This window comes from Mesorhizobium sp. CA5 (assembly GCF_020165105.1).
GTDB lineage: Bacteria > Pseudomonadota > Alphaproteobacteria > Rhizobiales > Rhizobiaceae > Mesorhizobium.
Genome location: NZ_JAIUHJ010000008.1, coordinates 41,879 through 68,058, shown reverse-complemented (window position 1 = coordinate 68,058; position 26,180 = coordinate 41,879). Strand labels below are relative to the sequence as shown.

Annotated in this window: 27 protein-coding genes and 2 pseudogenes; 15 read left to right on the top strand and 14 right to left on the bottom strand. The window is 63.2% G+C overall.

The window, feature by feature from the left end; translation table 11 throughout:
- Window positions 1–120 precede the first annotated feature (120 nt).
- On the bottom strand, window positions 121–765 hold the full coding sequence (locus LB529_RS12545; protein ID WP_224711250.1) for a glutathione S-transferase family protein: 645 nt from the start codon (window positions 763–765) through the stop codon (window positions 121–123).
- Between the two features lie 347 nt (window positions 766–1,112).
- On the opposite strand from LB529_RS12545, the gene LB529_RS12540 reads away from it, so the two are divergent.
- From LB529_RS12540 to LB529_RS12515, 6 genes are all read left to right on the top strand, one after another.
- Complete coding sequence (locus tag LB529_RS12540) at window positions 1,113–1,754, top strand: 50S ribosomal protein L25/general stress protein Ctc (RefSeq protein ID WP_095766518.1); 642 nt, start codon at window positions 1,113–1,115, stop codon at window positions 1,752–1,754.
- A gap of 111 nt (window positions 1,755–1,865) precedes the next feature.
- Window positions 1,866–2,588, top strand: coding sequence for an aminoacyl-tRNA hydrolase (gene pth / locus LB529_RS12535; protein ID WP_095766517.1), 723 nt, complete (start codon window positions 1,866–1,868; stop codon window positions 2,586–2,588).
- A gap of 198 nt (window positions 2,589–2,786) precedes the next feature.
- Window positions 2,787–3,890 carry a redox-regulated ATPase YchF gene (ychF, locus tag LB529_RS12530; protein WP_224626820.1) on the top strand — a complete coding sequence of 368 codons (1,104 nt, stop codon included), beginning with the start codon at window positions 2,787–2,789 and terminating at the stop codon, window positions 3,888–3,890.
- Between the two features lie 19 nt (window positions 3,891–3,909).
- Window positions 3,910–4,884 carry a magnesium/cobalt transporter CorA gene (corA, locus tag LB529_RS12525; protein ID WP_140543249.1) on the top strand — a complete coding sequence of 325 codons (975 nt, stop codon included), beginning with the start codon at window positions 3,910–3,912 and terminating at the stop codon, window positions 4,882–4,884.
- A gap of 113 nt (window positions 4,885–4,997) precedes the next feature.
- The gene (locus LB529_RS12520; RefSeq protein ID WP_224531110.1) at window positions 4,998–5,468 is read left to right on the top strand and encodes a MaoC family dehydratase; all 471 of its coding nucleotides are present in this window, start codon (window positions 4,998–5,000) and stop codon (window positions 5,466–5,468) included.
- Window positions 5,465–5,935, top strand: a complete 471-nt coding sequence (locus LB529_RS12515; protein ID WP_224531108.1) for a MaoC family dehydratase — start codon at window positions 5,465–5,467, stop codon at window positions 5,933–5,935. Before LB529_RS12520 ends, LB529_RS12515 begins: the two co-directional genes overlap by 4 nt.
- A 157-nt stretch (window positions 5,936–6,092) precedes the next feature.
- Here the strand turns inward: LB529_RS12515 and LB529_RS12510 are convergent, their stop codons facing one another.
- The 4 genes from LB529_RS12510 to petA all read right to left on the bottom strand — a co-directional run bounded on the left by LB529_RS12510 (window position 6,093) and on the right by petA (window position 9,492).
- Entirely contained in the window at window positions 6,093–6,638 is a 546-nt protein-coding gene (locus LB529_RS12510) for an adenine phosphoribosyltransferase (RefSeq protein WP_041012774.1), read from the bottom strand.
- Between the two features lie 96 nt (window positions 6,639–6,734).
- Window positions 6,735–7,592 (bottom strand): cytochrome c1, encoded by an 858-nt coding sequence (locus LB529_RS12505; RefSeq protein ID WP_224524619.1) that lies wholly within the window; start codon window positions 7,590–7,592, stop codon window positions 6,735–6,737.
- A 21-nt stretch (window positions 7,593–7,613) separates the two neighbouring features.
- Window positions 7,614–8,915 (bottom strand): cytochrome b, encoded by a 1,302-nt coding sequence (locus tag LB529_RS12500; RefSeq protein WP_224707132.1) that lies wholly within the window; start codon window positions 8,913–8,915, stop codon window positions 7,614–7,616.
- 16 nt (window positions 8,916–8,931) lie between these two features.
- Entirely contained in the window at window positions 8,932–9,492 is a 561-nt protein-coding gene (gene petA / locus LB529_RS12495; RefSeq protein ID WP_095766509.1) for a ubiquinol-cytochrome c reductase iron-sulfur subunit, read from the bottom strand.
- A 310-nt stretch (window positions 9,493–9,802) separates the two neighbouring features.
- Here petA and LB529_RS12490 point away from each other — a divergent pair, with 310 nt between their 5' ends.
- Complete coding sequence (locus LB529_RS12490; RefSeq protein ID WP_224711249.1) at window positions 9,803–10,147, top strand: cupin domain-containing protein; 345 nt, start codon at window positions 9,803–9,805, stop codon at window positions 10,145–10,147.
- A gap of 82 nt (window positions 10,148–10,229) precedes the next feature.
- Window positions 10,230–11,084, top strand: coding sequence for an alpha/beta fold hydrolase (locus LB529_RS12485; RefSeq protein ID WP_224711248.1), 855 nt, complete (start codon window positions 10,230–10,232; stop codon window positions 11,082–11,084).
- On the opposite strand, the pseudogene LB529_RS12480 reads toward LB529_RS12485, so the two are convergent.
- The 5 genes and pseudogenes from LB529_RS12480 to LB529_RS12460 all read right to left on the bottom strand — a co-directional run bounded on the left by LB529_RS12480 (window position 11,081) and on the right by LB529_RS12460 (window position 17,700).
- Window positions 11,081–11,391 (bottom strand): annotated as a pseudogene (locus tag LB529_RS12480) (DUF6665 family protein). The gene LB529_RS12485 and the pseudogene LB529_RS12480 overlap by 4 nt on opposite strands.
- A gap of 9 nt (window positions 11,392–11,400) precedes the next feature.
- A complete protein-coding gene (locus LB529_RS12475) occupies window positions 11,401–13,284 on the bottom strand; it encodes an ABC transporter ATP-binding protein (RefSeq protein ID WP_224711247.1) in 1,884 nt (627 codons plus the stop codon).
- Window positions 13,281–14,998 (bottom strand): annotated as a pseudogene (locus LB529_RS12470) (ABC transporter ATP-binding protein). Before LB529_RS12470 ends, LB529_RS12475 begins: the two are co-directional and overlap by 4 nt.
- A 379-nt stretch (window positions 14,999–15,377) precedes the next feature.
- Window positions 15,378–17,258 carry an ABC transporter ATP-binding protein gene (locus LB529_RS12465; protein ID WP_224711246.1) on the bottom strand — a complete coding sequence of 627 codons (1,881 nt, stop codon included), beginning with the start codon at window positions 17,256–17,258 and terminating at the stop codon, window positions 15,378–15,380.
- A 25-nt stretch (window positions 17,259–17,283) separates the two neighbouring features.
- On the bottom strand, window positions 17,284–17,700 hold the full coding sequence (locus LB529_RS12460) for a hypothetical protein (protein WP_224711245.1): 417 nt from the start codon (window positions 17,698–17,700) through the stop codon (window positions 17,284–17,286).
- Window positions 17,701–18,143: 443 nt separating this feature from the next.
- Here LB529_RS12460 and LB529_RS12455 point away from each other — a divergent pair, with 443 nt between their 5' ends.
- Together LB529_RS12455 and soxR are read left to right on the top strand one after the other, a co-directional pair.
- A complete protein-coding gene (locus tag LB529_RS12455) occupies window positions 18,144–18,602 on the top strand; it encodes a tRNA (cytidine(34)-2'-O)-methyltransferase (RefSeq protein ID WP_224711244.1) in 459 nt (152 codons plus the stop codon).
- A gap of 147 nt (window positions 18,603–18,749) precedes the next feature.
- Window positions 18,750–19,193, top strand: a complete 444-nt coding sequence (gene soxR, locus LB529_RS12450; protein ID WP_224711243.1) for a redox-sensitive transcriptional activator SoxR — start codon at window positions 18,750–18,752, stop codon at window positions 19,191–19,193.
- A 152-nt stretch (window positions 19,194–19,345) separates the two neighbouring features.
- Here the strand turns inward: soxR and LB529_RS12445 are convergent, their stop codons facing one another.
- Entirely contained in the window at window positions 19,346–19,603 is a 258-nt protein-coding gene (locus LB529_RS12445; protein WP_095766723.1) for a hypothetical protein, read from the bottom strand.
- A 121-nt stretch (window positions 19,604–19,724) separates the two neighbouring features.
- Between LB529_RS12445 and hemF the strand changes: the two genes are divergently transcribed.
- The 5 genes from hemF to LB529_RS12420 all read left to right on the top strand — a co-directional run bounded on the left by hemF (window position 19,725) and on the right by LB529_RS12420 (window position 23,448).
- Window positions 19,725–20,639 carry an oxygen-dependent coproporphyrinogen oxidase gene (gene hemF, locus LB529_RS12440; protein ID WP_224604405.1) on the top strand — a complete coding sequence of 305 codons (915 nt, stop codon included), beginning with the start codon at window positions 19,725–19,727 and terminating at the stop codon, window positions 20,637–20,639.
- Window positions 20,640–20,899: 260 nt separating this feature from the next.
- Window positions 20,900–21,160, top strand: coding sequence for a DUF1344 domain-containing protein (locus LB529_RS12435; protein ID WP_224711242.1), 261 nt, complete (start codon window positions 20,900–20,902; stop codon window positions 21,158–21,160).
- 169 nt (window positions 21,161–21,329) lie between these two features.
- The gene (locus tag LB529_RS12430; RefSeq protein WP_095766497.1) at window positions 21,330–21,515 is read left to right on the top strand and encodes a DUF1059 domain-containing protein; all 186 of its coding nucleotides are present in this window, start codon (window positions 21,330–21,332) and stop codon (window positions 21,513–21,515) included.
- A gap of 204 nt (window positions 21,516–21,719) precedes the next feature.
- Window positions 21,720–22,382, top strand: coding sequence for a hypothetical protein (locus LB529_RS12425; protein ID WP_224711241.1), 663 nt, complete (start codon window positions 21,720–21,722; stop codon window positions 22,380–22,382).
- A gap of 85 nt (window positions 22,383–22,467) precedes the next feature.
- Window positions 22,468–23,448, top strand: a complete 981-nt coding sequence (locus tag LB529_RS12420; RefSeq protein ID WP_224711240.1) for a S8 family serine peptidase — start codon at window positions 22,468–22,470, stop codon at window positions 23,446–23,448.
- A gap of 24 nt (window positions 23,449–23,472) precedes the next feature.
- Here LB529_RS12420 and LB529_RS12415 read toward each other — a convergent pair whose 3' ends face one another.
- Genes LB529_RS12415 through LB529_RS12405 form a run of 3 tightly spaced genes read right to left on the bottom strand, consistent with a single transcriptional unit; the run spans window position 23,473 to window position 26,044 of the window.
- The gene (locus LB529_RS12415) at window positions 23,473–24,741 is read right to left on the bottom strand and encodes a CCA tRNA nucleotidyltransferase (protein WP_224711239.1); all 1,269 of its coding nucleotides are present in this window, start codon (window positions 24,739–24,741) and stop codon (window positions 23,473–23,475) included.
- The gene (locus LB529_RS12410) at window positions 24,738–25,370 is read right to left on the bottom strand and encodes a CoA pyrophosphatase (RefSeq protein ID WP_140838715.1); all 633 of its coding nucleotides are present in this window, start codon (window positions 25,368–25,370) and stop codon (window positions 24,738–24,740) included. Before LB529_RS12410 ends, LB529_RS12415 begins: the two co-directional genes overlap by 4 nt.
- Window positions 25,370–26,044: a DUF1285 domain-containing protein gene (locus LB529_RS12405; RefSeq protein ID WP_411962494.1), complete on the bottom strand. Its 675-nt coding sequence runs from the start codon at window positions 26,042–26,044 to the stop codon at window positions 25,370–25,372. The genes LB529_RS12410 and LB529_RS12405 overlap by 1 nt, the downstream gene beginning before the upstream one ends.
- Window positions 26,045–26,180: the final 136 nt, after the last annotated feature.

The window sequence follows — 26,180 nt, the reverse complement described above, 5'->3', positions numbered from 1 at the left end:
CGCTTCTTCATTAAGACTACAGATTTGGTAGAATTAAATGAGCGAGAAGATTTCAAAACGCGCCGCGCAAACGGATTGAGTTTGCGCGGGAGAAGCGTTGATTGGTTCAGCCCATGCGGGTCAGGCCTCGACCTTGACCGGAGCCAGTGGAGGCGCCTGAAGACCCTGGAACGGGTCGCGCCAGGCATCGATCGCCTCGAGCCGGCCATACCAGCGGCGGATAGACGGGTAGTCGTCGAGCGGCAATCGGGCGGCATCATTGAAAGGCAGGAACGTCGCCATGCGGAAGTCGGCATAGGAGACGGAATTGCCGACCAGCCAATCGCGTCCGGCAAGCTCAGGCTCGAGGATCGCGGCGGCGGCGTGGAACTGCCTCAGTCCCTCCTCGACCAGCGCGCGGTCGATAGGACCAAGCCCATAGCGCTGCTTGGTCCCACGCTCGAAATGCACCATGTCGCAAGCGAAAGCGAACCGTTCCTTGCCCCAGCTGATCCAGCGGATCATGTCCGGCTCGTCCTGCCCGCCGCGCCAGAAATCCGAATGCATCTCGCGCGAAAGCCGGCAGGCGATGGCGTCGGTCTCCCAAAGGCTCCATCCCGGCCCGACCAGGATCGGCAAGGTCAGATTGGGGTTCAGCGCGCGATAGCGTTCGGCCTGCCCCGGCGCCATGGGCGATGCGAACTCGAACGCGATCTCCGCCTTGAGATGGCGCGCCGTCGCGACCGCGAGGCGAGGATTGGGATTGCGGCTGAACAGAAGCTTCATATTGGTCCCCATGGATTTGGCCACATGCCCGCAGGACGGCTGAGAACTGCGCGTTCCTACATTTGCCGCAAGTCGGATTTCCGGTTTATCCTTTCGGCACCGGAAACCGCCCGCAACCCGCCCGGCCAACCGCTTGCACCCTTGCCCGCCTTCCGCTATAGAGCCGCCACCCGCGTAGACACCCTTGGAGGCAACGCGGAGGAAGGCCGGCCAGGCCTGCATGATCCCCTAGACGCTTTTGGATCGCCAAACGCATCGACAGATCGTGCAAGGCCGCGCACGGCTTTCGACGTTTACGGACGGGTTTGCCGGCCGCGAACGCTCCACAACACGCGAAAGGAAATGCCATGAGCCACGATGCTTATGAGCTGAAAGCCGAAGCGCGCGAACAGGTCGGTAAGGGGTCCGCCCGTGCAGTTCGTCGCGACGGTAAAGTGCCTGCAGTTATCTATGGCGACAAGCAGCCTCCCCTGGCGATTGCGCTCAACTACAAGGACATCTTCTACAAGATCCATGGCGGCGGGTTTCTGACCACGATCGCCACGATCGATGTCGACGGCAAGAAGATCCAGGTCCTGCCGAAGGATTTCCAGCTCGACCCGGTCAAGGATTTTCCTGTCCATGTCGACTTCCTGCGCATCGGCAAGGACACCGAAGTCAATGTCGACGTGCCTGTCCACTTCATCAATGAAGACAAGTCGCCAGGCATCAAGCGCGGCGGCGTGCTCAACATCGTTCGTCACGAAGTCGAGTTCCATTGCCCGGCCAACGCGATCCCGGAGTTCATCACCGTCGATCTCACCGGCACCGACATCGGCGATTCGATCCATATCTCGGCGGTCAAGCTGCCGGCCGGCGTCAAGCCGGTCATCTCCGATCGCGATTTCACCATCGCGACCGTTGCCGGCTCGTCGGCGATGAAGCCGGAGACGGAAGCGACCACGGAAGCTGTGGAAGAAACGGCGGCCCCGGAGGCCGAAGAGAAGTAATTCTCCGAGCCGGATGATTTCATCCGGCTCTAAACCAAAGAAATAGAGCATGATGTTTTCCGAAAACCGCTTCCCACTTTTCGGCATCGTGCTCTAAGTCTGGAGGCGGCGATGCTTGTCTTTGCAGGCCTCGGCAATCCGGGCGCGAAATACGAAAACAACCGGCACAATGTCGGCTTCATGGCGGCGGACGCGATTGCCCGCCGCCATTCCTTTTCGCCCTGGTCGAGAAAATTCCAGGGCCTGGTCTCAGAAGGCACGCTCGGCGGCGAAAAAATCCTGCTGATCAAGCCGCAAACCTTCATGAACCTCTCCGGACAGTCGGTCGGCGAAGCGCTGCGCTTCTACAAGCTGGAGCCATCCGCCCTCACCGTCTTCTACGACGAGATCGACCTTGCTGCCGGCAAGCTCCGGGTCAAGGTGGGCGGCGGCTCCGGCGGCCATAACGGCATCCGCTCGCTCGACCAGCATGTCGGCAACGCCTATCGCCGGGTGCGCATCGGCGTCGGCCATCCCGGCGTCAAGGAGATGGTGCACGGCCATGTGCTTGGCGATTTCGCCAAGGCCGACCGCGAGTGGCTCGATGTCCTGCTGGACGCAATCGCCGACGCTGCCGGCTTGCTCGCCAAGGGCGACGACAGCTCGTTCATGAACCGGGTCACGCTCGCCTTGCGCGACAAGCTTGTGCCGACCGGCGACGACGACCGCCCGCCGCCCAAGGCGCCGAAGCAGCAAAGCCATGTCCGCCAGGCGCGCCCGCAGCAGCCAGCGGCAAAGCTCCCAGAAAGCGGCCCGATGGCTGCCATGCTGAAGAAGCTCTTTGGCAAGGACTAAAGCATGTCTCCCGAAAGTGGGAACCGGTTTCGGGGTAAAGACATGCGCAAAATCAAAAGCCTAAAGCGCAGGGAGCGAATCTAAAAGATCGCGACGCGCTTTAGGCCCTGTCACGATAGAGGCATGGGGCTTGACGTTCGTCACCCCTATCGCCCATAGCCCTCACCAAAATCGAATTTCCGACAGGATTGGACGAACATGGGTTTCAAATGTGGCATCGTTGGCTTGCCCAACGTCGGCAAGTCGACGCTGTTCAACGCGCTGACCAGGACGGCCGCCGCGCAGGCCGCCAACTATCCTTTCTGCACCATCGAGCCGAACACCGGCGAGGTGGCGGTGCCCGACCCGCGCCTGCAGAAGATCGCGGCGATCGGCAAGTCGAAGGAGATCATCCCGACCCGCATCTCCTTCGTCGATATCGCCGGCCTGGTGCGCGGCGCCTCCAAGGGCGAAGGGCTGGGCAACCAGTTTCTCGCCAACATCCGCGAGGTCGACGCCATCGTGCATGTGCTGCGCTGCTTCGAGGATGACGACATCACCCATGTCGAAGGCCGCATCGACCCTGTCGCCGACGCCGAGACGGTCGAGACCGAGCTGATGCTCGCCGACCTCGAAAGCCTCGAGCGCCGCATCGCCCAGATCCGCAAGCGCGCCGCCGGCAAGGACAAGGAGGCCATGGCCGTCCTGCCCATGATGGAGGCCGCGCTCGAGCTTCTGCAAGCCGGCAAGCCGACGCGCTTCCTGCTCAACGGCATCGCCGCGGAGGACCTGCGCATCCTGCAGGGGCTGAACCTGCTCACCTCGCATCCCGTTCTCTATGTCTGCAACGTCGCCGAGGCGGACGCCGCCACCGGCAACGAGCACACCAGGGCGGTGGAGAAGATGGCGGCCGCGCAGGGCGCCGGCACCGTTGTGATCTCGGCGGCGATCGAAGCGGAAGTCGCCCAGCTTTCAGACGAGGAGGAAATGGAGTTCCTTGCCTCGATCGGCCTCGATGAGCCGGGCCTCAACAAGGTGATCCGCGCCGGCTACGAGCTCCTGCATCTGATCACCTATTTCACCGTCGGACCGAAGGAGACGCGCGCCTGGACGATCCACAAGGGCGATAAGGCGCCGCAGGCGGCCGGCGTCATCCACACCGACTTCGAGCGCGGCTTCATCCGCGCCCAGACGATCGCCTACAACGACTTCGTCACGCTGGGCGGCGAGGCGGCCGCCAAGGAAGCCGGCAAGGCGCGCGACGAGGGCAAGGAATACGTCGTCCAGGACGGCGACATCATGCTGTTCAAGTTCAACACCTGATCTCCAGGGAGACCCGGCGATGATAAAGACCTTCGTCGTGGACAATGATCGCCTGCGTCTTACCGAGGACCTTGCGGCGGATGGCGACAGGGTCGTCTGGGCCGATCTTTTCAACCCGACCAAGGAGGAAGAGGCGCGCATCGAGAGCTGGCTGGGCATTGCCATCCCGACCCGCGAGGAGATGGAAGAGATCGAGATTTCGAGCCGGCTCTATATCGAGGACGGCGGCTACTTCATGACCGCCGTGCTGCCGGCGCAGACCGAGGCCGACGATCCTTTGATGTCGCCGGTAACCTTCGCGCTCGCCGGCAAGAGGCTGATCACCATCCGCTATCATGAGCCGAAGGCCTTCAAGACTTTCCCGCAGCGCGCCGAAAAGGTGGCGACCGGCTGCACCAGCGGCGACACCATCCTGATCGGCCTCCTCGAGGCGATCGTCGATCGCCTGGCCGACATCCTCGAGCGCGCCGGCCGCGAGGTGGAAACGATCTCGCGCGACATTTTCGAAGCGCGCTCGACCAAGGCCTCGAAGCGTAATCGCGATTTCCAGGAGCTCCTCAAAGGCATCGGCCGCAAGGAGGACATCGCTTCCTCGGTCCGCGACAGCCTGATCTCGTTGCAGCGCCTGGCCGGCTTTCTCGCCCATGTCGCTGACCAGACCAAGATGAGCAAGGATGTGCGCGCCCGCATCAAGACGCTGTCGCGCGACGTGCTCTCGCTCGCCGACCATGCCACCTTCCTGTCGCAGAAGATCTCCTTCCTGCTCGACGCCACGCTCGGCATGATCTCGATCGAGCAGAATGCCATCATCAAGATTTTCTCGGTCGCCGCCGTCATCTTCCTGCCGCCGACGCTGGTCGCCTCGATCTACGGCATGAACTTCGACATCATCCCCGAGCTCAAATGGGAGTTCGGCTATCCCTTCGCCATCGCCCTGATGGTGGTCTCGGCGATCCTGCCCTTCTGGTATTTCCGCCGCCGCGGCTGGCTCTGACGGACTTGGCCGGCGACGGCTGGCTTACCAGAAATCACTTGACCAAATCGACTTGGGCCGGCATCCGGGTTTTCCGATCCTTGGGATCGCGTTCGTCAACCGGATTGCCGATCATGACCGGAAAGACCTGGGCCTATGAGGATTTCGCCGAGGGCGCCTCGCTCGACCTCGGCAGCAAGGACGTAAGTGCCGCCGAGATCATCGAATTCGCTTCGGAGTTCGATCCGCAGCCGATGCATCTCGACGAGGAAGCCGGTAAGGCGAGCATCCTCGGCGGGCTTTCGGCTTCGGGCTGGCATACCTGTGCGATGTTCATGCGCATGCTGTGCGATGCCTTCCTGCTCGATTCGACCTCGCAGGGCTCGCCCGGCATCGAGCATGTGAAATGGAAGAAGCCGGTGCTGGCCGGCGACAGGCTTACCGGCACGCTCACCATACTTTCCAAGCGCCAGTCGAAATCGAGGCCGCAGCTCGGCTTGGTCACCATGCGCAGCGAGCTCGTCAACCAGCGCGGCGAAAGCGTTTTCGAGCTCGAAAACACTGGGATGTTCCTCGCGCGTGATGCCGCAAGGGACCCGTCATGACCCTGGACGAGTATTTCCTGATCGGCGAGACCGTCACGCTCGGCTCGCATAAATTCGAAGCCGACGAGATCAGGGCGTTTGCCAACAAATACGATCCGCAGGTCTTCCACGTCGATGAAGAGGCGGCGAAGAAGAGCGTGCTTGGCGGGCTCTGCGCCTCAGGCTGGCACACTGCCGCCACCTGGATGAAATACAACCTCGAGAAGCGCATGGAGACCGAGGGCGTGCGCTGGACAGGCCCCGGTCCGCAGCCCGAATTCGGCCCCTCGCCCGGCTTCCGCAATTTGAAGTGGCTGAAGCCGGTCTATGCCGGCGAGACCGTGACTTTCACGCGCACCGCGCAGGCGCACCGCCCGCTCGCCGGGCGGCCCGGCTGGAACCTGCTGACGCTGCGTTCGGAAGGTTTCGATTCGACCGGCGACAAGGTGATTGAGTTCGACAGCGCCGTTCTGGTGAAGGTGGGATAGCGCCTCTCCTTCTCCCCTTGTGGGAGAAGGTGGATCGGCGCGCAGCGCCGAGACGGATGAGGGGTGTTCCAGCGAAGTGCGACGTTGGCGTTCCCTGGAACACCCCTCATCCGTCGCCTTCGGCGACACCTTCTCCCACAAGGGGAGAAGGGGAAGATCAATGCCCCTCGAACCCGATCAGCGTCCTCACCGGCACGCCGAGCGCTTCGAGCTTCCGGCGGCCGCCGAGGTCCGGCAGATCGATGACGAAGCAGGCGGCGACGATGTCGGCGCCGATTTGCCTCAGCAGCTTCACTGCGGCTTCCGCCGTGCCGCCGGTGGCGATCAGGTCGTCGACCACGATCACCTTCTCACCCGGCGAGACGCCGTCCTTATGCATCTCCATCTCGTCCAGGCCGTATTCGAGGCTGTAGGCGACGCGCACCGTCTCGTAGGGCAGCTTGCCTTTCTTGCGGATCGGCACGAAGCCTGCCGAAAGCTGGTGCGCCACGGCGCCGCCGAGGATGAAGCCCCGCGCCTCGATGCCCGCGATCTTGTCGATCTTCAATCCGGCATAGGGATGGACCAGCTCGTCGATGGCGCGGCGGAAGGCGCGCGCGTCGCCAAGCAGCGTGGTGATGTCGCGAAACAGGATGCCGGGCCTGGGGTAATCCGGAATGGTGCGGATGGCCGCGAGCAGCGTGTCTTCGAGGGAGGATTTCATGGGCGATTGATCCGTTGCCGCACAGTTTTGCCGGCAAGCGGCTGAAAAGAAAAGGGCGCCATTCGGCGCCCTTGCATTTTTCTGGAGCAAGCCGCCTCAGTGCGCCACGTCGGCCCACACCCTGCGCTTGGTCATGTAGACCAATGCGCCGAAGACCAGCAGAAATATCATGACGCGGAAGCCGGTTTTCTTGCGATCCTCGAGATGCGGCTCGGCCGCGAACATCAGGAAGGCCGAGACGTCGCGCGCATACTGGTCGACGGTCTGCGGCGAGCCGTCGTCATAGGTCACCTGGCCGTCCGAGAGCGGCTTGGGCATCTTCAACGACACGCCGGACAGGAAGTACGGGTTGTAGTGCGTGCCTTCCGGGATCACCATGCCGGCCGGCGGCGTCTGGTCGTAGCCGGTGAGCAGCGAGTGGATGTAGTCCGGGCCGCCCTGCGCATACTGGGTGAAGATGTCGAAGATGAAGCGCGGGAAGCCGCGCTCGACACCGCGCGCCTTGGCAAGCAGCGACATGTCCGGCGGGGCGGCGCCGCCATTGGCGGATGCCGCGGCCTGCTCGTTCGGGAACGGCGCCGGGAAGTGATCCGACGGCTTGCCGGGACGATCGAACATGTCGCCGGCATCGTTCGGGCCGTCATGGATGGTGTATTCGGCGGCCAAAGTCTTGATCTGCGCCTCCGAATAGCCGAGGCCTTCCAGCGTGCGGAAAGCCACCAGGTTCATCGAGTGGCAGGCCGAGCAAACTTCCTTGTAGACCTTCAGGCCGCGCTGCAGCTGCGCCTTGTCATAGGTGCCGAACGGACCGGCGAAGCTCCAGCTCATTTCCTTCGGTTCGTTGATCGGGAAATGCGTCGGAGCGGCCGCGTTGTGTTCCTCTTCGGCGGCGATGGCAGCGGTGCCCGCGACCACCAGGCCAAGCAGCGCCAGTGAGGTGAGAATCTTCTTCATACCCAAAATCCCCTCAGATTCTCAGCCCGTGGTTTCCGGCGCGGCGGCAGCGCGTGCCGGATGTCCGCTGCCGCCCTTTTTCTTTTCAAGCACGGCCTCGGTGATCGAGTTCGGCAGCCTGCGCGGCGTCTCGATCAGGCCGAGCACCGGCATGACGACCAGGAAAAAGGCGAAGTAGAACAGCGTCGCCATCTGCGCCATGAACACATAGCTGCCTTCCGCCGGCTGCGAGCCCAGCCAGCCGAGCAGGATGGCGTCGGCTACGAACAGCCAGAAGAACAGCTTGTACCATGGACGATAGACCGCCGAGCGCACCTTGGAAGTGTCGAGCCACGGCACCAGGAACAGCATGGCGATGGCGCCGAACATGCACAGCACGCCGCCGAGCTTGGAGTTGATCGGGCCGATGTTGAAGGTGATGGCGCGCAGGATCGCGTAGAATGGCAGGAAGTACCATTCCGGAACGATGTGGGCCGGCGTCTTCAGCGGGTTGGCGACCGTGTAGTTGTCCGGATGGCCAAGAAAGTTCGGCAGGTAGAAGACGAAATAGGCGAAGACGAACAGGAACACGATCATGCCGAACGCGTCCTTGATGGTGGCGTAGGGCGTGAAGGCGACGGTATCGGTCTTCGACTTGACCTCGATGCCGGTCGGGTTCGACTGGCCCACAACATGCAGCGCCCAGATGTGCAGCACGACCACGCCGGCGATCATGAAGGGCAACAGGTAATGCAGCGCAAAGAAGCGGTTCAGCGTCGGATTGTCGACGGCGAAGCCGCCGAGCAGCAGTTCCTGGATCCAGTTCCCCACCAGCGGAATGGCGCTGAAGAAGCCGGTGATGACGGTAGCGCCCCAGAAGCTCATCTGGCCCCAAGGCAGCACGTAGCCCATGAAGCCGGTGGCCATCATCAGGAGGTAGATGATGCAGCCGAGGATCCACAAGAGCTCGCGCGGCGCCTTGTAGGAGCCGTAGAACAGGCCGCGGAAAATATGGATGTAGACGGCGACGAAGAAGAATGAGGCGCCATTGGAATGGAGATAGCGCAAGAGCCATCCCGAATTCACGTCGCGCATGATCTTCTCGACCGAATCGAAGGCGAGATTGGTGTCGGAGGTGTAGTGCATCGCCAGCACGATGCCGGTCAGGATCTGCGCGGCCAGCATGAGCGACAGGATGCCGCCGAACGTCCACATGTAGTTGAGGTTGCGCGGCACCGGATAGGCGACGAAGCTGTCATGGACCAGCCGCGGCAGCGGCATGCGGGCGTCGAACCAGCGCTCGATACCGGTCTTGGGCGTATAGGTCGAGTGTCCCTCGCTCATCGAAATGTCCCCTGCCTCAACCGATAAGGATCTTGGTATCGGAAATGAACTTGAATACCGGGATCGCCATGTTCTCCGGCGCCGGGCCTTTGCGGATGCGGCCGGCGGTGTCGTATTGCGAACCGTGGCACGGGCAGAACCAGCCGCCGAAATCGCCTTCCTGGCCGAGTGGGATGCAGCCGAGATGCGTGCAGACCTGCACCATCACCATCCATGCTTCCTTGCCGGGCGTGGTGCGGTTGGCGTCGGTCGCCGGCGCGTCGGACGGCAGGTTGGCGTTGCGTGCGATCGGATCCTTGAGATCGGCGAGATTGACGGCCGCACCGTCCTTCATTTCCTTTTCGGTGCGGTTGCGCACCACCACCGGCTTGCCGCGCCACTTGACGACCAGCGAGCTGCCGGGCTGCAGTGAAGAAACATCGACTTCGACCGAAGCCAGCGCCAGGGTCGAGGCATCGGGGCGCATCTGGTCGATGAACGGCCACGCGACGGCTCCGGCGCCGACAACGGCGGCCATGCCGGTCGCTACATAGAGAAAATCGCGACGGTTGGGATCGTGGATGTCGGTTGCGCTCACGGGTGCCTGATCCTTTCGCCTCTTCCTAACCGGAGGCCGAGCCTTGTCCCCGCTCAATCGCACCTGCCCGACAGCGCATGGCGAACAGGCTAGCGAATTCCTCCGGCATTTGGAGTTCGGTTTATGCGTGCGGCCCGTTTTTGTCCAGCGGGGTGAGACCACAAGGGCAGATTGTCGCGGGGATGCGCGGCGGCTCAGGCCGACGCGTCCCCGCCAGGCCCCCGGACAGGGTGAAACAGCGGGAAATCCGGGGTCAATCGAGCCGGTGTTCGCCTCGACATCGGCTCCTGGCCCGGTCTATTCTGGCGTCATGGCGCATGTCATTGAACGCTACAGCTGGGCCGACGCCCCCGACTGCTGGAAAGGCGAGCTGCAATGCGGCCAGTTCGGCGCCAATTCCTGCCTGATCTTCAACTATCAGCCGGCGGTCGGCGGCGGCCCGCGCCTGCACAAGCACCCCTATGCGGAAATCTTCGTCATCCGCTCCGGCACCGGCCTGTTCACGATCGGCGACCAGGAGATCAAGGCCACGGCCGGCCAGATCCTGATCGTGCCGCCCGACACGCCGCACAAATTCACCAATCTCGGGCCTGGCCCGCTCGAAAGCACCGACATCCACGAGAACGGCCACTTCATCACCGAATGGTTGGAATGATTCTTCCGATCGTCGGACCGGGCCTGTCCGGAGGCTGATTGCAGGCCTAGTTCCATCGATCTGGCATCGATGGAGATGAAGCATGGGACTGCGCACCGTTGAGGTCGAGGGGCTGGCTATCGCGATCCGGGACGCAGGGCCGCCCGATGCGCCGGGCCTTCTGCTGCTGCATGGTTGGCCGCAAAGCTCCCATGCTTTTGAGGCAATCGTCGACGAGCTGGCCGGCGACCAGCGCGTGGTCGCGCCGGACTTGCCGGGCATCGGCGGTTCACACGGCGCGCCCGAGACCGGAGAAAAGGCATATCTGGCCAGATTGATGAAGGGGCTGATCGCCGTTTGCGGCTTGCGGCAGGTCATCGTCGCCGGTCATGACGTCGGCGGCCAGATCGTCTTCGCGCTGTTGCGCGACGAGCCCGAAAATTTGTCCGGCGCGGTGATCATGGACGTCGTCATCCCCGGCGTGGCGCCGTGGCAAGATGTCATCCGCAATCCGCGTATCTGGCATTTCGCCTTTCATGCGATCCCGGCCTTGCCGGAGATACTGGTGAGCGGCCATGAGCGCGCCTATTTCGATTTCTTCTTCGATATTCTTTCGAAGGAAAAATCGGCGATCCCTGCGGAAGCCAGAGACATCTATGCCAAAGCCTATTCGCGGCCGGAAAGCCTCAAGGCCGGCTTCGACTGGTACCGCGCCTTTGCCGCGGACGCCAAGGTCAATTCCCCCACATCCGCGACGCCGATCGCCAAGCCGGTTCTTTATCTCAGAGGCTCGGCCGAATCCGGCGACATCGCCGACTATCTCGACGGCTTGAAGGCAGCAGGCCTATCCAATGTCGAAGCCGACATCATCCCGGGTAGCGGCCACTTCGTCGCCGACGAGAATCCCCGAGCCCTTGCTGCGCGATTGGCGCGTTTTCGCCAGGAAATCGGCGCCTAGCTGGCGCCGAGCCTGACCAGCACCGCGCGCGGGATGTCGTAGTCGCGGATCACGGCGTCATGCTTGCGCAAACCGCAAAGCTCGCGCTGGATGAATAGGCATGGACGGCCGCTGCCGCCTCCTTAAGCAGCCGGTTGCGATGCTCGCCCTCGCCGCTCTCGCGCAATCTGGCAAGGGTTTCCTCGACACGCCGGCCGGCGCGGCCGAGCGCTGCGGCCTTCTCGGCGAGGATTTCGTGGCCGAGCAGATCGAGCGCGCTTTCCTGCGCGCCTGACCGTCCGAAATTCATAGGCATGCGTACCGACATGATGCCGTTCTACTCCGCTGGCCGCGTCTCTTCCAGCGCACTTTCCTCGTTGAACAGGAAGCCGCCGGACTGCCGCTTCCAGAGCCGTGCATAGAGCCCGTCGAGCGCCACCAGCTCGTCATGCGCGCCCTGTTCGACGATGCGGCCGCCGTCCAGCACCACGAGCCGGTCGAGCGCTGCGATCGTCGACAGCCGGTGCGCGATGGCGATCACGGTCTTGTTCTCCATCAGTCTGGTCAGGTTCTCCTGGATCGCCGCCTCGATGTCGGAATCGAGCGCCGAGGTTGCCTCGTCGAGGATCAGGATCGGCGCATCCTTGAGGAAGACACGCGCGATGGCGACGCGCTGCCGCTGGCCGCCGGACAGCTTCACGCCGCGCTCGCCGACATAGGCCTCGTAGCCGGAGCGCTCGCGGTTGTCGCGCAGCCCTAGGATGAAGTCATGCGCCTCGGCTTTCCGGGCCGCGGCGATCACCTGCGCATCGGTCGCGTCCGGCATGCCGAGCTTGATGTTGTCGCGCAGCGAGCGGTGGAAAAGTGCGGTATCCTGGCTGACCACGCCGATATTGCCGCGCAGCGAGTTCTGCGTCACATGCGCGATGTCCTGGCCGTCGATCAGGATCTGGCCGCCCTCGAGGTCATAGAGGCGCAGGATCAGGTTGGCCAAGGTCGTCTTGCCGGCGCCCGACGGGCCGACCAGCCCGACCTTCTCGCCCGGATGCACGACGAGGTCGATGCCGTCGAGCACTCCGGCCCCCTTGCCATAATGGAAGGTGACGTTCCTGACGTCGATGCGGCCGCCGGCGACGACCAGTTCCCCGGCGTCCGGCGCGTCGGTCAGGCCAAGCGGCTGCGAGATCAGCGCCTTGGAATTCTCCAGCACGCCGAGATTCCTCAGGATGCCGTTGAGCTGCATCATCAGCCTTCCAAGCAGCATGTTGAGCCTGAGCACCAGCGACAGCGTGAAGGCGACGGCGCCGACCGTGATCGAGCGTTCGACCCACAGATAGATGGCGAACGCGGCGATCGCCGTGATCATGATGCCGGAGAGCATGGTCAGCGCCATGCGCACGCCGGTCAGCCGGCGTGTGAACGGCCGCAGCGCGTCGAGATAGATGCCGAAGCCGCTGCGGATATAGCGATCGTCGCCGTCGGCCGAAAACAGCTTCAACGTCTGCACGTTCGAGTAGGAATCGACGATGCGGCCGGTGATCATCGAACCGGCCTCGGCGGTCGCCTCGGCATGCTTGCGGATCGCCGGCAGATAGAGTTTCGCCAGCCAGCCGAACGCGGCGATCCAGATCACCACCAGCACCGCCAGCCGCAGATCGAGACCGGCGACCAGCGCGAGCGTCGTCACCGTATAGACGATCATGAACCAGACCACCTCGATGAAGCTCTCCATCAGGTCGCCGGTCGCCTGCCCCGCCTGCCAGACTTTTGTCGCGATGCGGCCTGCGAAATCGTTCTGGAAGAAGGCATAGGACTGGCGCGAGACGTGCCGGTGCGCCTGCCAGCGCACCAGATTGTAGAATCCGGGCGTGATCGTCTGCTCGTCGACCAGCGCCGACAGGCCGACCACCAGAGTGCGGATGAACAGAACCACGGCGCCCATGAACAGGAGCTCGGGACCGGCGGCCGCCCACAGCGCGTGCCAGCTGCGCTCACCGGGCAACTGGTCGAGGATATCGACCAGCCTCCCGACGAAATAGAACAAGCCTGCCTCGACCAGCGGCGCGATGCCGCCGATGATGAGCATGGCGAAGAAAGCGAGCTTGGCCTGCCCGACATAGTGCCACAGGAAGCCGCCGACGCTGGCGGGTGGCCGAAGATTCACGGGCTCGCGGAACGGATAGACCCAGCCCTCGAACCAGCGATAGACGCCTTTCATCATTCCGCGGCTTCACCTTTCGCCGCCAGATCGTCGGCGGCCTGCTTTTCCTCGAGCAGGAAACCGCCCGACTGGCGCCGCCAGAGCTGGGCATAGAGCCCACCCTTGGCGATCAAGGTCTCATGCGAGCCGTCCTCGACGATGCGTCCCTTGTCCATCACCACCAGCCTGTCCATCGCCGCGATGGTCGACAGCCGGTGGGCGATGGCGATGACGGTCTTGCCCTGCATGAGCTTGTAGAGGTTCTCCTGAATGGCGGCTTCCACTTCCGAATCGAGCGCGGAGGTGGCCTCGTCGAGAATGAGGATCGGCGCGTCCTTCAGCATAACGCGGGCAATTGCGATGCGTTGCCGCTGGCCGCCGGACAGCTTCACGCCGCGTTCGCCGACAAGCGCCTCATAGCCGCTCTGCCCATACGGATCGGTCAGTGCCGCGATCACATCGTCGACCTGAGCGGCTTTGGCGGCGCTAAACATGGCCTCGTCGCTGGCCGACTGGCGTCCATATTTGAGGTTCTCGCGAACGGATCGATGCAAGAGCGACGTGTCCTGGTTGACGAAGCCGATCGCCGCGCGAACGCTCTCTTGCGAGACGTGGCGGATGTCCTGTCCGTCGATCAGCACCTTGCCGTCCTGGACGTCGAACAGCCGCAGCACGAGATGACCAGCGTCGACTTGCCGGCCCCGGAGCGACCGATCAGGCCGACCCGCTCGCCCGGCGCGATCTTCAGCGACAGATTGTCGATGACGCCGCCTTTACCGTCCTTGCGCCAGTAGTTGAAATTCACTCGGTCGAACTCGATGCCGCCGGCGGTCACGGCGAGGGCCGGTGCGTCAGGCTGGTCCTGCATGGTGATGGGACGCGCGATCGTCGTCATCGAATTGCGGGCAACGCCGATCTGCCGGAAAACGTTGGCGCCGACATCGAGGATCCTGCCGGAGATATTGGCGATCTGCAGCGCGAACGGTATCGCGGTCGCCACGGCTGCCGTAGTCATGGTCCCCGCGTTCCAGCCGGCCAGCGCCAGCCAGCTTATGGCGATGAGCAGCGCCGCGTTGAGGACGAACAGGGCCGACCACATCAGCGTGAAAACGCGCATCAGTTGGTAAAACGTGTCGGCATGCTCGACCACCGCCTGCGAGACATATTTGTCCTCGTGCTCGCCGGTCGAGAACGTCTTGAGCGTCAGGATGTTGGTGTAGCTGTCGACCATGCGGCCGCTCACCTGCGACCACCGTTCCGACAGTTGGGAGGAGCGCTGGGTGATCCTGGGCATCGCGGACCAGAAGATGAGGCAGTAGAATACCAGCCACACCGCCACCACAGCCAGCAGCAGCGTATCGAGCCGCGCCAGCACGACGATGGCGACCGCGACGAAGACCAGCGCGTACCAGACGGCATCGACGGTGAGGTTGACGCTCATCTCCACCGAATCGCCACTCTGCATGACCTTGGTTCCGATGCGGCCGGCGAAGTCGTTTTGGAAGAAAGACCAGTCCTGGCGCACGACGTGCCAATGGCTCTGCCAGCGGATGAGGTCGATGAGGTTCGGCGCGATGGCGTGGTTGCGGATGAGACCATCGACAACCATCGACAGCGGACGCAGCAGCACGACGATCGCCATCATGACGAGCAACGGCATGTGCGCAGCGAAGAAATCGCCTGGCTTGGTGCTGGAGAGCAGGCCGACGATCAGGCCGACGAAAATCGGCAGCATCGCGTCCACTACCGCCGCGAGGGCAACGATGATCATGCGCAGCCGATAGGCGGCGCGAAACTGTCTTATGAAATACCAGTAGAACCGCCAAAGCCCCATTGGCGGCTGCCTGTCGTCGGCCAGCGCCACCGGCGAATAACGGCTTTCGAACCAGGTGAAGATGCGGTCGAACATTTTTCTCTCATCGCGCCGGAAATCCGCCGGTAACCGATCTGGTCGCCAGCAGGCCTCTGGCCAGGTCGTGGTTACGCCCGGGATCGATTCCCCGCAATCGCCGTAACCTTGATGCCGGAGCGGCTCGACGGCTCACAGAACCGCCGGGCCGCTCCAAGTCTTTGTTTTGCGCAATTCCGGACGAGTTGCTGCAATCGCGATCGCGTTACTCCGCAGCCATCTCGGATCGAAGCGACTTGGCATCGGGCTCAGCCGGCGCGTCATCGAGCAGGAAACCGCCCGACTGGCGTTGCCAGAGCTGGGCGTAGAGCCCGCCCTTGGCGACGAGCTCCTCATGCGAGCCTTCCTCGATGATGTGCCCCTTGTCCATGACGACGAGCCGGTCCATCGCCGCGATCGTCGACAGGCGGTGCGCGATGGCGATGACGGTCTTGCCCTGCATCAGCTTGTAGAGGTTCTCCTGGATGGCCGCCTCGGCTTCCGAATCGAGCGCCGACGTCGCCTCGTCGAGGATGAGGATCGGCGCGTCCTTTAGCATGACGCGGGCAATCGCGATGCGCTGCCGCTGGCCGCCGGACAGTTTGACGCCGCGGTCGCCGACATGGGCGTCGAAACCCTTGCGGCCGTTATGGTCCGAGAGCCCGCCGATGAAATCGAGCGCCTCCGCCCGGCGCGCCGCCTCGATGAGCATTTCGTCGGTCGCGTCCGGCCGGCCGTAGAGGATATTCTCCTTCACGGAGCGGTGCAGCAGCGAAGTGTCCTGCGTGACCATGCCGATCTGCGCGCGCAAAGAATCCTGCGTCACCGCAGCGATCTCTTGGCCGTCGACGAGAATCCTGCCGCTTTCCAGGTCGTAGAAGCGCAGCAACAGATTGACCAGCGTCGACTTGCCGGCGCCGGAACGTCCGACAATGCCGACCTTCTCGCCGGGCTTCACGGTGAGCGACAGGTTCTCGATAACGCCCTTCTGCTTGCCGTAATGGAAGCGGATGTCCTCGAAGCGGATCTCACCCCGGGCGACGGCGATGTCCTTGGCGCCCGGCCTGTCTTCGACCAGCCGCGGCAGCGAGATCGACTGGATGCCGTCCTGCACCGTGCCGATATTCTCGAACAGCACGGACATCTCCCACATGATCCATTGCGACATGCCCCACATGCGCAGCACAAGGCCGATGACCACGGCTACTGCGCCGATCGTCACCGCCTGGCCGAGCCACAGCCACAGCGAGATCGCCGTGACAGAGACCAGCAGCAGCGAGTTCAAGATGTAGAGCAGGCCGTAAAGCACCGTCACCAGCCGCATAGAACGGTAGACGGTGTCGAGGAAGCCTGCCATGCCTTCCCTGGCAAAGGTCGCCTCGCGGCGCGCGTGCGAAAACAGCTTCACCGTCTGGATGTTGGCGTAGCTGTCGACGACGCGGCCGGTCATGGTCGAGCGTGCGTCGGCTTGCTCCTCGCCGACTTTGCCCAGCCGCGGAATAAAATGCCACAGCAAGGCGACATAACCGATCAGCCACACACCCAAGGGTGCGGCCAGCCGCAAATCCGCCGATCCGACGATGAACAGCATGCCGAGGAAGTAGACGATCACGTAGTTGAGGACATCTATCAGCTTCATGACGAAGTCGCGCACGGCGAGTGCGGTCTGCATCAGTTTGGTGGCGATCCGGCCGGCGAACTCGTCCTGGTAGAAAGCCATCGACTGTTTCAGCAAATAGCGATGCACCTGCCAGCGGATGCGCATGGGATAATTGCCCATCAGCGTCTGCTGGTTGAGCAACGAACGCAGCCACACCGTACCGGGCAGCGCAAACAGCACGATGAAAGCCATGCCGGCGAGTTTCCAGCTCTCGGTCTGCAGGAACGTTTCCCGGTTCTGCGCCGACAGCCAGTCGACGATGCGGCCCATGAAACCGAACATCCACACTTCTGTGATGGCGATCGCCGCCACCAGCACCGCATCTACGGCGATGTAGGGCCAAACGCCGCGCGTATAATGAACGCAGAAGGCGATCAGCGTCTTCGGCGGCTCGACCGGCTCCGCGGCGGGAAACGGATCGAGCCTGTTTTCAAACCAGCGGAACATTCCAGGCACTCGACTATCTAGGCGCTCACGCGGCGCGGGATTGACGGGCAAGGCTTTGCGGCCGCGCGGTATTGCGGGCCGGCGATACGGAATCATCCGCTTCGCCGGCCCTGTCCCGCGCAATATAGGGTTTCGCCGGCATTTCGCCGACAGGCTCGTTTGACGTCCCTGACGGCCCGGAACTTCCGGACGAAAGGGCGGAACCTGCCCGGCTCCTGTCGCCCGGCCGGATCATATGGATGATCCGGCGCACCAGCGTGGGCCGGCTGTGATCGGGCACCGCGCGCGAGAAATCGACGTCCGGCAGCATGCCGCGATGCGGCCTGCGCCGTTCCTCGGCATGCACGGCCGACGAATAGGTCTCGCCGATCAGCAGCGCCCAGGTAGCCGCCTTGCGCTCGTGCAGGCTTCTTGAACCAGGTATTTTGTAGGGATCGAACATTGGTCCGTCCTCCATATGCAAATGCGTTAAAAAGGGTGATGCGTCCTCGACCATCGGCATTCGGCCGAAGGCGCGGATCGAATCGGCCGGGACACGACTAGCGTCGGTCCGGACACGCTCAGCTGGGGCACGGCGCCCCTTTGGCAGTTTGAAAAACATCGCAAGATTCCGTCGAAGGCCGAAAACTGGGTTCGGCGGGAATCGGTGCGATGAGGACTTAAAGTGTCAGAAGAATCGTCGTACCGAAACCGCCGGTGGGCATAGGAGTGCCCCGGAGAGGAGCTGGAAGTGCATGGTCATCATGTGGTCCCCCTCCTTCGGTTCGGGTTGACGATGGTCAGCATATACTCGACTTCGCAGAAAATGGCCACCCGCCAGTCCAGAAATCGCCGAAAGCCGCAGGCGCCTGTGGCCGATCTGCCACTTATTAGCAGGATACGGAAATGAACGGTCGTCTCCGCATCGCGCTCTACCAGCCGGATATCGCCGGCAACACCGGGACGATCCTGCGCTTCGCCGCCTGCCTCGATATCGGCGTCGATATCATCGAGCCGGCTGGTTTCCCGCTCTCCGACCGGGCGCTGAAACGCGCCGGCATGGACTACCTCGAAATGGCGGCGCTGTCCCGCCATGCCGACTGGCACGCCTTCGAGGAGTGGCGAAAGACCAACGCGCGCCGCCTCGTGCTGCTCACCACCAAGACCACGGCCGCCTACACCGACTTTGCTTTCGCTGCCGGCGACATCCTTCTGTTCGGCCGCGAATCCGCCGGCGTGCCGGACCAGGTCCACCAGGCGGCGGATGCGCGACTGACCATTCCGATGCGGCCCGGCGCGCGCAGCATCAATGTCGCGCTGTCCGTCGCCATGGTCGCGGGCGAAGCGCTGCGCCAGCTCGGCTAGAACCCCGAACCCTTCTTCGTTGCCGCGCGCAGGCTCCACTCGCGGCGTCATTCTCAACCAGGCGCACATCGCCTTCTCCTGCAATTGTCCCATCGACGTTTCTTGGCTACAAGCTCAACTTAACTTGAGGTCAAGCGGAAAATCGAGATGGCTCCGGTAAGCGAATTGACGGTCGGCCAGGTGGCCGTGCGCAGCGGCGTTGCGGTATCGGCGCTGCATTTCTACGAGGCGCGCGGCCTGATCCGCAGCCACCGCACCTCCGGCAACCAGCGGCGCTACAGCCGCGACGTGCTTCGGCGCGTGGCGATCATCCGCGTCGCCCAGGAGGTCGGCATCTCGCTTGCCGACATCGCCCGGGCGTTCCAGTCGCTGCCGGAAGAGCGCACACCGAACCGCGAGGACTGGAACCTGCTTTCGACAGCCTGGCGCGACGAGCTCGACCAGAAGATCGCCCAGCTCAAGAAATTGCGCGACGGCCTGACCGATTGCATCGGCTGCGGCTGCATGTCGATCGACAAATGCCCGCTGAGGAACAAGGAAGATCGGCTGGCCAAGGAGGGGACGGGGGCGAGACGGCTGGCGGTGCGCTGACAGTCTGCCGCCAAGGTGCATTGAGATTCAGGTCAGGCCGAGTCGAAAATGGTGGCTTCCGAGAACCGGAGCGGAGCGTACTTAAAATACGTGAGCACCGGAAGCGCAGGAGCCGCCATTGCAGGCTGGCCTCACCTGAATATCAATGCACCTTAATCGGCCGCCGGCAGCCGCCGCATGGTGAATTCGATCACGTCGCCCGGGCGCTCGAACCAGCTTTCGATCTCGGTCCAGTAGGCCTGTTTCGGAAAACGCTCGAACCACTCCTTGGCCTTCAGGCGCGCATCCGGGCGCGGCAGCACGAAGGTTTCGCGCAAGAAACCATCGCGCGGCTGGTTTTCGCGCTCAGCCCGTGAGCGCTCCAGCCTCTTGCGTAAGCCATCCAGCGGCGGTCTTGCCGGGGTGCGCACGAAGGAACTCCTTTGCACCTTGGTCAGACAGGACTTGACCCTTCCTCTCAAGAGATTAGGGATCGCGCCCTGAAAAGACGAGTCATTTGTCAGGCAAGTGTGCCTGTAACTGGAGACCGAATTGGAAAGACCTGACCTTCCCGTGGGCCTGCCGGCCGACATCGAGCAGAAGAAGATGAAGGCACGTCTATGGTTCGAGGCCTTGCGCGAGCGCATCTGCGCCACTTTCGAGCAGATCGAGCAGGAACTCACCGGCCCGCAAGCGTCATGGTCGCCCGGCCATTTCGAGAAGACCCCCTGGGAGCGCGACGAGGGCCGCGGCGGCGGCGGCACCATGTCGATGATGCGCGGCCGCGTCTTCGAGAAGGTCGGCGTCCACACCTCGACCGTCCATGGCGAATTCTCGCCCGAGTTCAGGAGGCAGATTCCCGGCGCCGAGGAAGACCCGCGCTTCTGGGCGAGCGGCATCTCGCTGATAGCACATCCCTGGAACCCCAACGTGCCGGCCGTGCATATGAATACCCGCATGGTCGTCACCACGCGCCAGTGGTTCGGTGGCGGCGCCGATCTGACGCCGGTGCTCGACCGCCGCCGCACCCAGGACGATCCCGACACGATCGCCTTCCATCGCGCCATGCAGTTCGCCTGCGAGAAGAACGCCGCCGTCGCCGACTATCCCAAATTCAAATCCTGGTGCGACGAGTATTTCTTCCTGCCGCACCGCAACGAGCCGCGCGGCATCGGCGGCATCTTCTTCGACTGGCTGCATTCTGACGAGGACAGGGGCGGCTGGGACGCCGATCTCAATTTCGTCCAGGATGTCGGACGTTCTTTTCTCGTCGTCTATGCCCATCTGGTGCGGGGCAATTTCAACCAGAACTGGACTGACGGCGAGCGCGAGGAACAGCTCATCCGGCGCGGCCGCTACGTCGAATTCAACTTGCTTCACGATCGCGGCACCATCTTCGGCCTGAAAACCGGCGGCAATGTCGCCTCGATCCTGTCCAGCCTGCCGCCCGAGGTAAAATGGCCGTAACGATCCGGTGAGCGCGGCGACGGCCGCATTGCTGTCCAATTCGCCGAATCTTGGCCGGCAATGTGGCAGGGACGATATCTTTTTCGTCTAATATCCTTTTGAAAAAATTGAGCTATTTAAGATCGCCGGGTCGGGAAGCGCCGGCGGTCGAAGCGGAGATCATCTCGTCTCCCTCCGGCCGTGAGCCGGCGCGACTTGACGACCCTGATCACGAGAGGTGCCTCGCCGAATCGGGCACCCGCATTCCAGGAGAGCACGCCATGCGCAAGCTTATCGTGACCGCAGCAACCGCCGCCCTTCTCGCCTTCGGCGGCGCCGCGCTCGCAGCGGTCAAGCACACCACCGGCACCGTCAAGAGCTTTGACGGAACGGCCATGAGCCTTGTTCTGGACGACGGATCCACTTTCAAGCTGTCCAAGGCCTTCAAGGATCCCGGCATCCAGGCCGGCGAGAAGGTTCGCGTCTCCTGGGACATGAGCGGCAAGAACAAGATTGCCGAGGCCGTCAAGATCATGAAGTGAAGGCCTGCCCGTCAAAGGCAGATCGAGTTCTCAGGCGGCAAGGAAGGCGGGGCAGCACTGCTCCGCCTTCCTTTTTTGCAGAGAAAAGCAGTCTGCCGCGGGCTGCGATGCAACCGAAACCGGTCGCATGTGTTATGGTTTTCCAGCAGAACGAGGAAAGGAAAGTCCCATGAAGGAATTCCAATGCGGGTCGCTTGTCCCCGGCTGTGACTGGCATACGCGCGCCGAGGAAGAAGCCGAGGTGATGCGCCGTGCCGTCGAGCACATGCGCGAGACGCATGGCGAGACCGTCATCCGCGAGACGATGATCGAGGCGATACGCTCCCGCATCCAGAAGGTTCGCGACGCCGCCTGAGGAGACTCCTCACCTTCGAACAGATCGACCGACAGCGAAATCAGGACGGCTCAGGGCCTGAGCATGTTCCATCGCGAGTTACGAACCAATTTGCCTGAGTCGATCCCGGAAGGTCCGGACCGGCCCGGCATTTCAAACAGATACTTATATTCGAGTCGTCTCATTTAAGTTTGCGGTAACGGAATTCGTGCCACCGTCGGGCAAATGATCCGGCTGCAGGGCTGGCCGAGAAACTCGCCGCCACCCAAGGCGCTGACCGGATCGGTGGGGCGAGGTGTTTCGCGCATGCGCGAACGATCCGGCAAGAGGAGCACATCGTGGGAGGCGGCGCTGCTGCTATGCGCATGTCTCGGCGCGTCTCCCGCGACCGCCCAGGAAATGATGACCACCTCGCTGATCGGCATGCATCAGGGGTCGCCGCTGAGCGACCGTGCCCGAGGCCTCGGCGGTGGCGGCTATGAGCTGCAGAATGGAAGCTGGGTCTCATTCAACCAATGGTACCACACGAACTGGGTAGACATGCATGTCGACCTGCTCACCCAGGTTACCGAAAACACCGGCATCCTTTGGGGGTTCGGGACCGGCGAACAAGGCGACAAATACACCATCGGGCCCAGCCTGAAGCTCGGTTTCCTCACCCAGACGCATCCGAATCCGAACAGCACCCTATCGCTGTCCGTAACGTCGATCATCGGCGGAAACCTCACCGAGAAACCTTGCCTGGCCGACTACGGGGATCTGGGCTCCTACAGTGTCAATTGCCGGCTCGCAGCCGGTGAGATGGCGCCGCAGGAAACCCTGAAATACCTGGTTAGCGCCAAGCCTGAGAGCATGCATCTGTGGCTGAATTATCGTCTCACTTTCTGATCGCCGGGAGCCGCGAATGAAAAGTCCATCTCGTCCCGAAACGCGCGATCGCCCGTCCTGGTTCTTGTTTGGCTGGAGTTGGAACATGTCTGCTGGTCACCTGAAAGTCGGCCTCGTTGCCGCCCTTGCCATCCTTTCGGCGCCCATTGCCTCGGCGCAGGAGGGCCTCGGCGCGGACGAGACGGCGGCGCTCTGCCATGGCGGCGGCTCCATCTGCGTGAGCGCAAAGATACCGGTCGCGCGCACGACGCAAACGGTACAGAACTGGATGAGCCCCGACGTCGGCGCGGCATGGGCCGCCGGCTTCAAGGGCAAGGGCGTCACCATCACGATGGTTGACGACTTCAGCAGCACCTCGCGCTTTTCCGGCAATTTCGGGATCGGCGTGCAGACCCAGCGACACGGCGAATGGACGCGCGAGGAAGCAAGCATGATTGCTCCCGCCGCGACCATCCGCTCCAAGGATTTCTCGACGGGCACGGCCGTTTCGCTGGCACGCGGCCTTAATGTGCTGAACCTGAGCTACGGCATGTATACAACCGCAGGCTACAGCGCGAACCAGATCTGGTGGGCTCCGGAGGAGTCCTCGATCATCTCCTACGCCACCAAAGGTTCGGCCATCGTCTCGAAGGCGGCCGGCAACGACGCGGTCGCTGTTGGCGGGGTCACTGGTGGCCAGCAGGACTATCTCGACCTTGCTTTGATCGGCAAACCGACCGCGATCTTCGTCGGCGCGCTGTCGACGAACGGAACCACAGCCAACAAGGCCCAGCTCGCCTGGTATTCCAATTATGCCGGCTCCGACCAGGCTGTGCAGAGCCACTTCCTGGTGGTCGGCGTCGAGGGTGACAAGACCGGGCTCTACGGAACGTCTTTTGCCGCGCCGATCATCTCCGGCTATGCTGCGATCATCGGCAGCAAGTTCACCAAGGCGACGCCCGTCCAGATCACCAACGACCTGCTCAATACGGCCCGCACCGACACGCTGGCCAATTACGACCCGTCCGTCTACGGCAAGGGCGAAGCAAGTCTCTCGCGCGCTCTCGCTCCTGTGGCCATACATTGACAGGCACCGGCCGTTCCGGCTCGTCTAGCTCTCCAGAGCCTGCGCGGCGCGTTCCACCAGCGCGCCACGTTCCAGGGTGAAGCCGGACTCGACCCATTCCTTCTCGAGGTTCTTCAGCGTGGCGCCAAGCTTCGGTCCCGGCGACGCGCCAAACGCGGTCAGGTCGGCGCCTTTTATCGGAAACACCGGCTTTTCCCATTTCAGCGTGAAATTGAGCAGGCGTGAAAAGCCGCCGGCTTCCATCATTGCCTGATTGTCCTCGACTGCGCGCGTCCGCGCGGCGGCAAGCGCCAGCCGAATGCGGTCGATATAGCCGTTGCGGTCGCCGTAATAGAGTTTCTTGGCCAGCTCGGTCTCCGTCGCCTTGGCATCCGGCGCGATGGTCAGTGCCCAATGCCGCAGGCGGCCGGCCTCGTCGTTCGACAATCGCAGCCGCTCGCCAAGCGTCTTCATGCGCACGGCATCGGGCGGGACGATCGCCTCCAGCCTCAGCACAGGATCGGCGGCCCAGCCGAGATCTTTTCCAGTTTTGACCAGGCCATGGATGGCGTCGATGCCCCACTTCTCGCTTTCCGGCAGCACGGCGGTGAGCACGCCTGCCTGGCGCATCCATAAGAGCGCGCGCGAGGGATCGGGAGCCGACAGCAGCTTCTTCAGCTCGGACCAGACGCGTTCGGCCGAAAGCCGGGCAAGTCCGTCCTTCAGCCTGGCACAGGCCTTCAGCCCTTCCGCGTCCGGCCGTCCGTCGCCATACCAGGCAAAGAAACGGAAAAAGCGCAGGATGCGCAGATAATCCTCGCGGATGCGCGCCTCCGCGTCGCCGATGAAACGCAGCCGCCGCGCCTCTATATCGGCGACGCCGCCGACGAGATCGACGACCGTGCCGTCCGCTTCGGCGTAGAGCGCGTTGATGGTGAAGTCGCGCCGCTCGGCGTCCGCTTTCCAATCGCGCCCGAAGATCACCTTTGCCCGCCGGCCGTCGGTCTCGACATCGGCCCTGAGCGTCGTCACCTCATAAGGCTTGCCGCCGGCGATCACGGTGATCGTGCCATGCTCGATGCCTGTCGGCACCGTCTTGAAACCGGCCGCCTCGGCGCGCCGGACCGTTTCCTCGGGCACGGTGGTTGCGGCGATGTCGATGTCGGCGACCGGCTGGCCGATCAGCGCATTGCGCACCGCGCCGCCGGCGACACGCGCTTCCTCGCCGCCCTGCTTCAGCGCGGCAAGAAGCTTCTGCAGATGCTTGTCGGCCAGCCAATCGGCCCTGCCCGAGAGTGACGCCTCAGCGGTCAACCATAAAGCCTTTCATAGAGCGTGCGGATTATGCCGGCGGTGACGCCCCAGATACGCTGGCCGCCATAGGGCATCTCGTAGAAGAACCATTCGAGCTCGTTCCACATGCGGCTGTCGCGCGCGTGGTTGGCCGGATCCATCAGGAAACTCAGGGGCACCTCGAAAGCCGCGTCGACCTCATCGGCATTGAGCGTCAGCGAAAAACCCTGGCGCACGATGGCAAGCACCGGCACGATGCGGTAGCCGCTGCCGGCGACGTAGTCGGGCATGCGGCCGATGATCTCGACGAAATCCCGTTCGAGGCCGATCTCCTCGAAGGTCTCGCGCAAAGCGGTTGCCTCGGGGCTTGCATCGGTCGCATCAATGGTGCCGCCTGGAAAGGCCACCTGGCCGGAATGGCTGCGCAGTTTCTCGGCGCGCTTGGTGAGCAGCACCATGGCGCCCTCGGCGCGGTCGACCACGGGAATCAGCACCGCCGCGTCGCGCAGCGGCTTGATGTGTTTGAGCCTGGGATGGCCGGGATTGAAGCGATGATCGCCGAATTCGTCGCCGGGGACGATCGCCGCTTGCGCCGCGACGCGCGCCCGAAAATCCGCGACCGAAAACGCCGCCGGCGTAACCTGGTCCATCACGCGCTCAGCCGCTTCAGTTTCTCGGCCGGCATGATCGGATAGACCTCTCCGCCCGAGCGAATGGCGAACATCGCCTTGCCGCCGATGTCGATCTCCTCGCCATGCTCGACCAACTCATACATCACCGGACGCGCCACCAGCGCTTCCAGTCGTCCGCGCACCAGCACATAGGGTTTCAGTCCGCCGGTTTCGTCCTCGTCGACGAAGCGCAGCGCATGGCCGGGGCCGGCGGCGACGACATCGCCGACATTGGTGCGGAAGGTGACAACCTGGTCGTTCCCGCTCCCGGACACGTTCATTTCGACGGCGATGAAGGGCGCGTCGACGACGCGGATCCCAACCCGCTCGACCGGCGTCACCAGATAGGTCTTGCCGTCGTCATCCTTGCGCAACACGCTGGAAAAGAGCTGCACCAGCGGCATGCGGCCGATCGGCGTGCCGAGATAGAACCAGGTCCCGTCGGCCTTGATCTCCATGTCGAGGTCGCCGCAGAACTCCGGATTCCAGCGCTCGACCGGCGCCGGCCCCTTGCCGGCCCGGGCCGCGCGGGAGATCAGCGCCTCAAGGCCGCGCGCCTCTGTGGCGCCGATCAGGCTCTGTTTGCTCAAGCTGTGCTCGCCAGCGCTCTGTTCGTCGGGCGTTTGTTCACGATGTTCGCTGCGTTCGGCCATGGTCACGAAATAGTCACTGTTGTCCCGATTGTCAGCCTTGTCCGCCCGAGTCTGTGATTTAAGTTCAATTACAGGCGCCAGGTGAGGCCGAATCGCGGCATTCTGCGGCATCGAGAGTGCAGGCCGGCATTTCCAA

Coding starts and splice junctions, on each gene's coding strand:
- LB529_RS12410 (WP_140838715.1), bottom strand. CDS start 25,370: ATGGACCAGGTTACGCCGGCGGCGTTTTCGGTCGCGGATTTTCGGGCG.
- LB529_RS12490 (WP_224711249.1), top strand. CDS start 9,803: ATGGCGCATGTCATTGAACGCTACAGCTGGGCCGACGCCCCCGACTGC.
- LB529_RS12420 (WP_224711240.1), top strand. CDS start 22,468: ATGTCTGCTGGTCACCTGAAAGTCGGCCTCGTTGCCGCCCTTGCCATC.
- LB529_RS12455 (WP_224711244.1), top strand. CDS start 18,144: ATGAACGGTCGTCTCCGCATCGCGCTCTACCAGCCGGATATCGCCGGC.
- LB529_RS12475 (WP_224711247.1), bottom strand. CDS start 13,284: ATGATGAAAGGCGTCTATCGCTGGTTCGAGGGCTGGGTCTATCCGTTC.
- LB529_RS12460 (WP_224711245.1), bottom strand. CDS start 17,700: ATGTTCGATCCCTACAAAATACCTGGTTCAAGAAGCCTGCACGAGCGC.
- LB529_RS12520 (WP_224531110.1), top strand. CDS start 4,998: ATGACCGGAAAGACCTGGGCCTATGAGGATTTCGCCGAGGGCGCCTCG.
- pth (WP_095766517.1), top strand. CDS start 1,866: ATGCTTGTCTTTGCAGGCCTCGGCAATCCGGGCGCGAAATACGAAAAC.
- LB529_RS12500 (WP_224707132.1), bottom strand. CDS start 8,915: ATGAGCGAGGGACACTCGACCTATACGCCCAAGACCGGTATCGAGCGC.
- LB529_RS12405 (WP_411962494.1), bottom strand. CDS start 26,044: ATGGCCGAACGCAGCGAACATCGTGAACAAACGCCCGACGAACAGAGC.
- LB529_RS12425 (WP_224711241.1), top strand. CDS start 21,720: ATGATCCGGCTGCAGGGCTGGCCGAGAAACTCGCCGCCACCCAAGGCG.
- LB529_RS12545 (WP_224711250.1), bottom strand. CDS start 765: ATGAAGCTTCTGTTCAGCCGCAATCCCAATCCTCGCCTCGCGGTCGCG.
- LB529_RS12465 (WP_224711246.1), bottom strand. CDS start 17,258: ATGTTCCGCTGGTTTGAAAACAGGCTCGATCCGTTTCCCGCCGCGGAG.
- ychF (WP_224626820.1), top strand. CDS start 2,787: ATGGGTTTCAAATGTGGCATCGTTGGCTTGCCCAACGTCGGCAAGTCG.
- LB529_RS12430 (WP_095766497.1), top strand. CDS start 21,330: ATGAAGGAATTCCAATGCGGGTCGCTTGTCCCCGGCTGTGACTGGCAT.
- LB529_RS12435 (WP_224711242.1), top strand. CDS start 20,900: ATGCGCAAGCTTATCGTGACCGCAGCAACCGCCGCCCTTCTCGCCTTC.
- LB529_RS12510 (WP_041012774.1), bottom strand. CDS start 6,638: ATGAAATCCTCCCTCGAAGACACGCTGCTCGCGGCCATCCGCACCATT.
- corA (WP_140543249.1), top strand. CDS start 3,910: ATGATAAAGACCTTCGTCGTGGACAATGATCGCCTGCGTCTTACCGAG.
- LB529_RS12505 (WP_224524619.1), bottom strand. CDS start 7,592: ATGAAGAAGATTCTCACCTCACTGGCGCTGCTTGGCCTGGTGGTCGCG.
- LB529_RS12515 (WP_224531108.1), top strand. CDS start 5,465: ATGACCCTGGACGAGTATTTCCTGATCGGCGAGACCGTCACGCTCGGC.
- LB529_RS12485 (WP_224711248.1), top strand. CDS start 10,230: ATGGGACTGCGCACCGTTGAGGTCGAGGGGCTGGCTATCGCGATCCGG.
- soxR (WP_224711243.1), top strand. CDS start 18,750: ATGGCTCCGGTAAGCGAATTGACGGTCGGCCAGGTGGCCGTGCGCAGC.
- LB529_RS12540 (WP_095766518.1), top strand. CDS start 1,113: ATGAGCCACGATGCTTATGAGCTGAAAGCCGAAGCGCGCGAACAGGTC.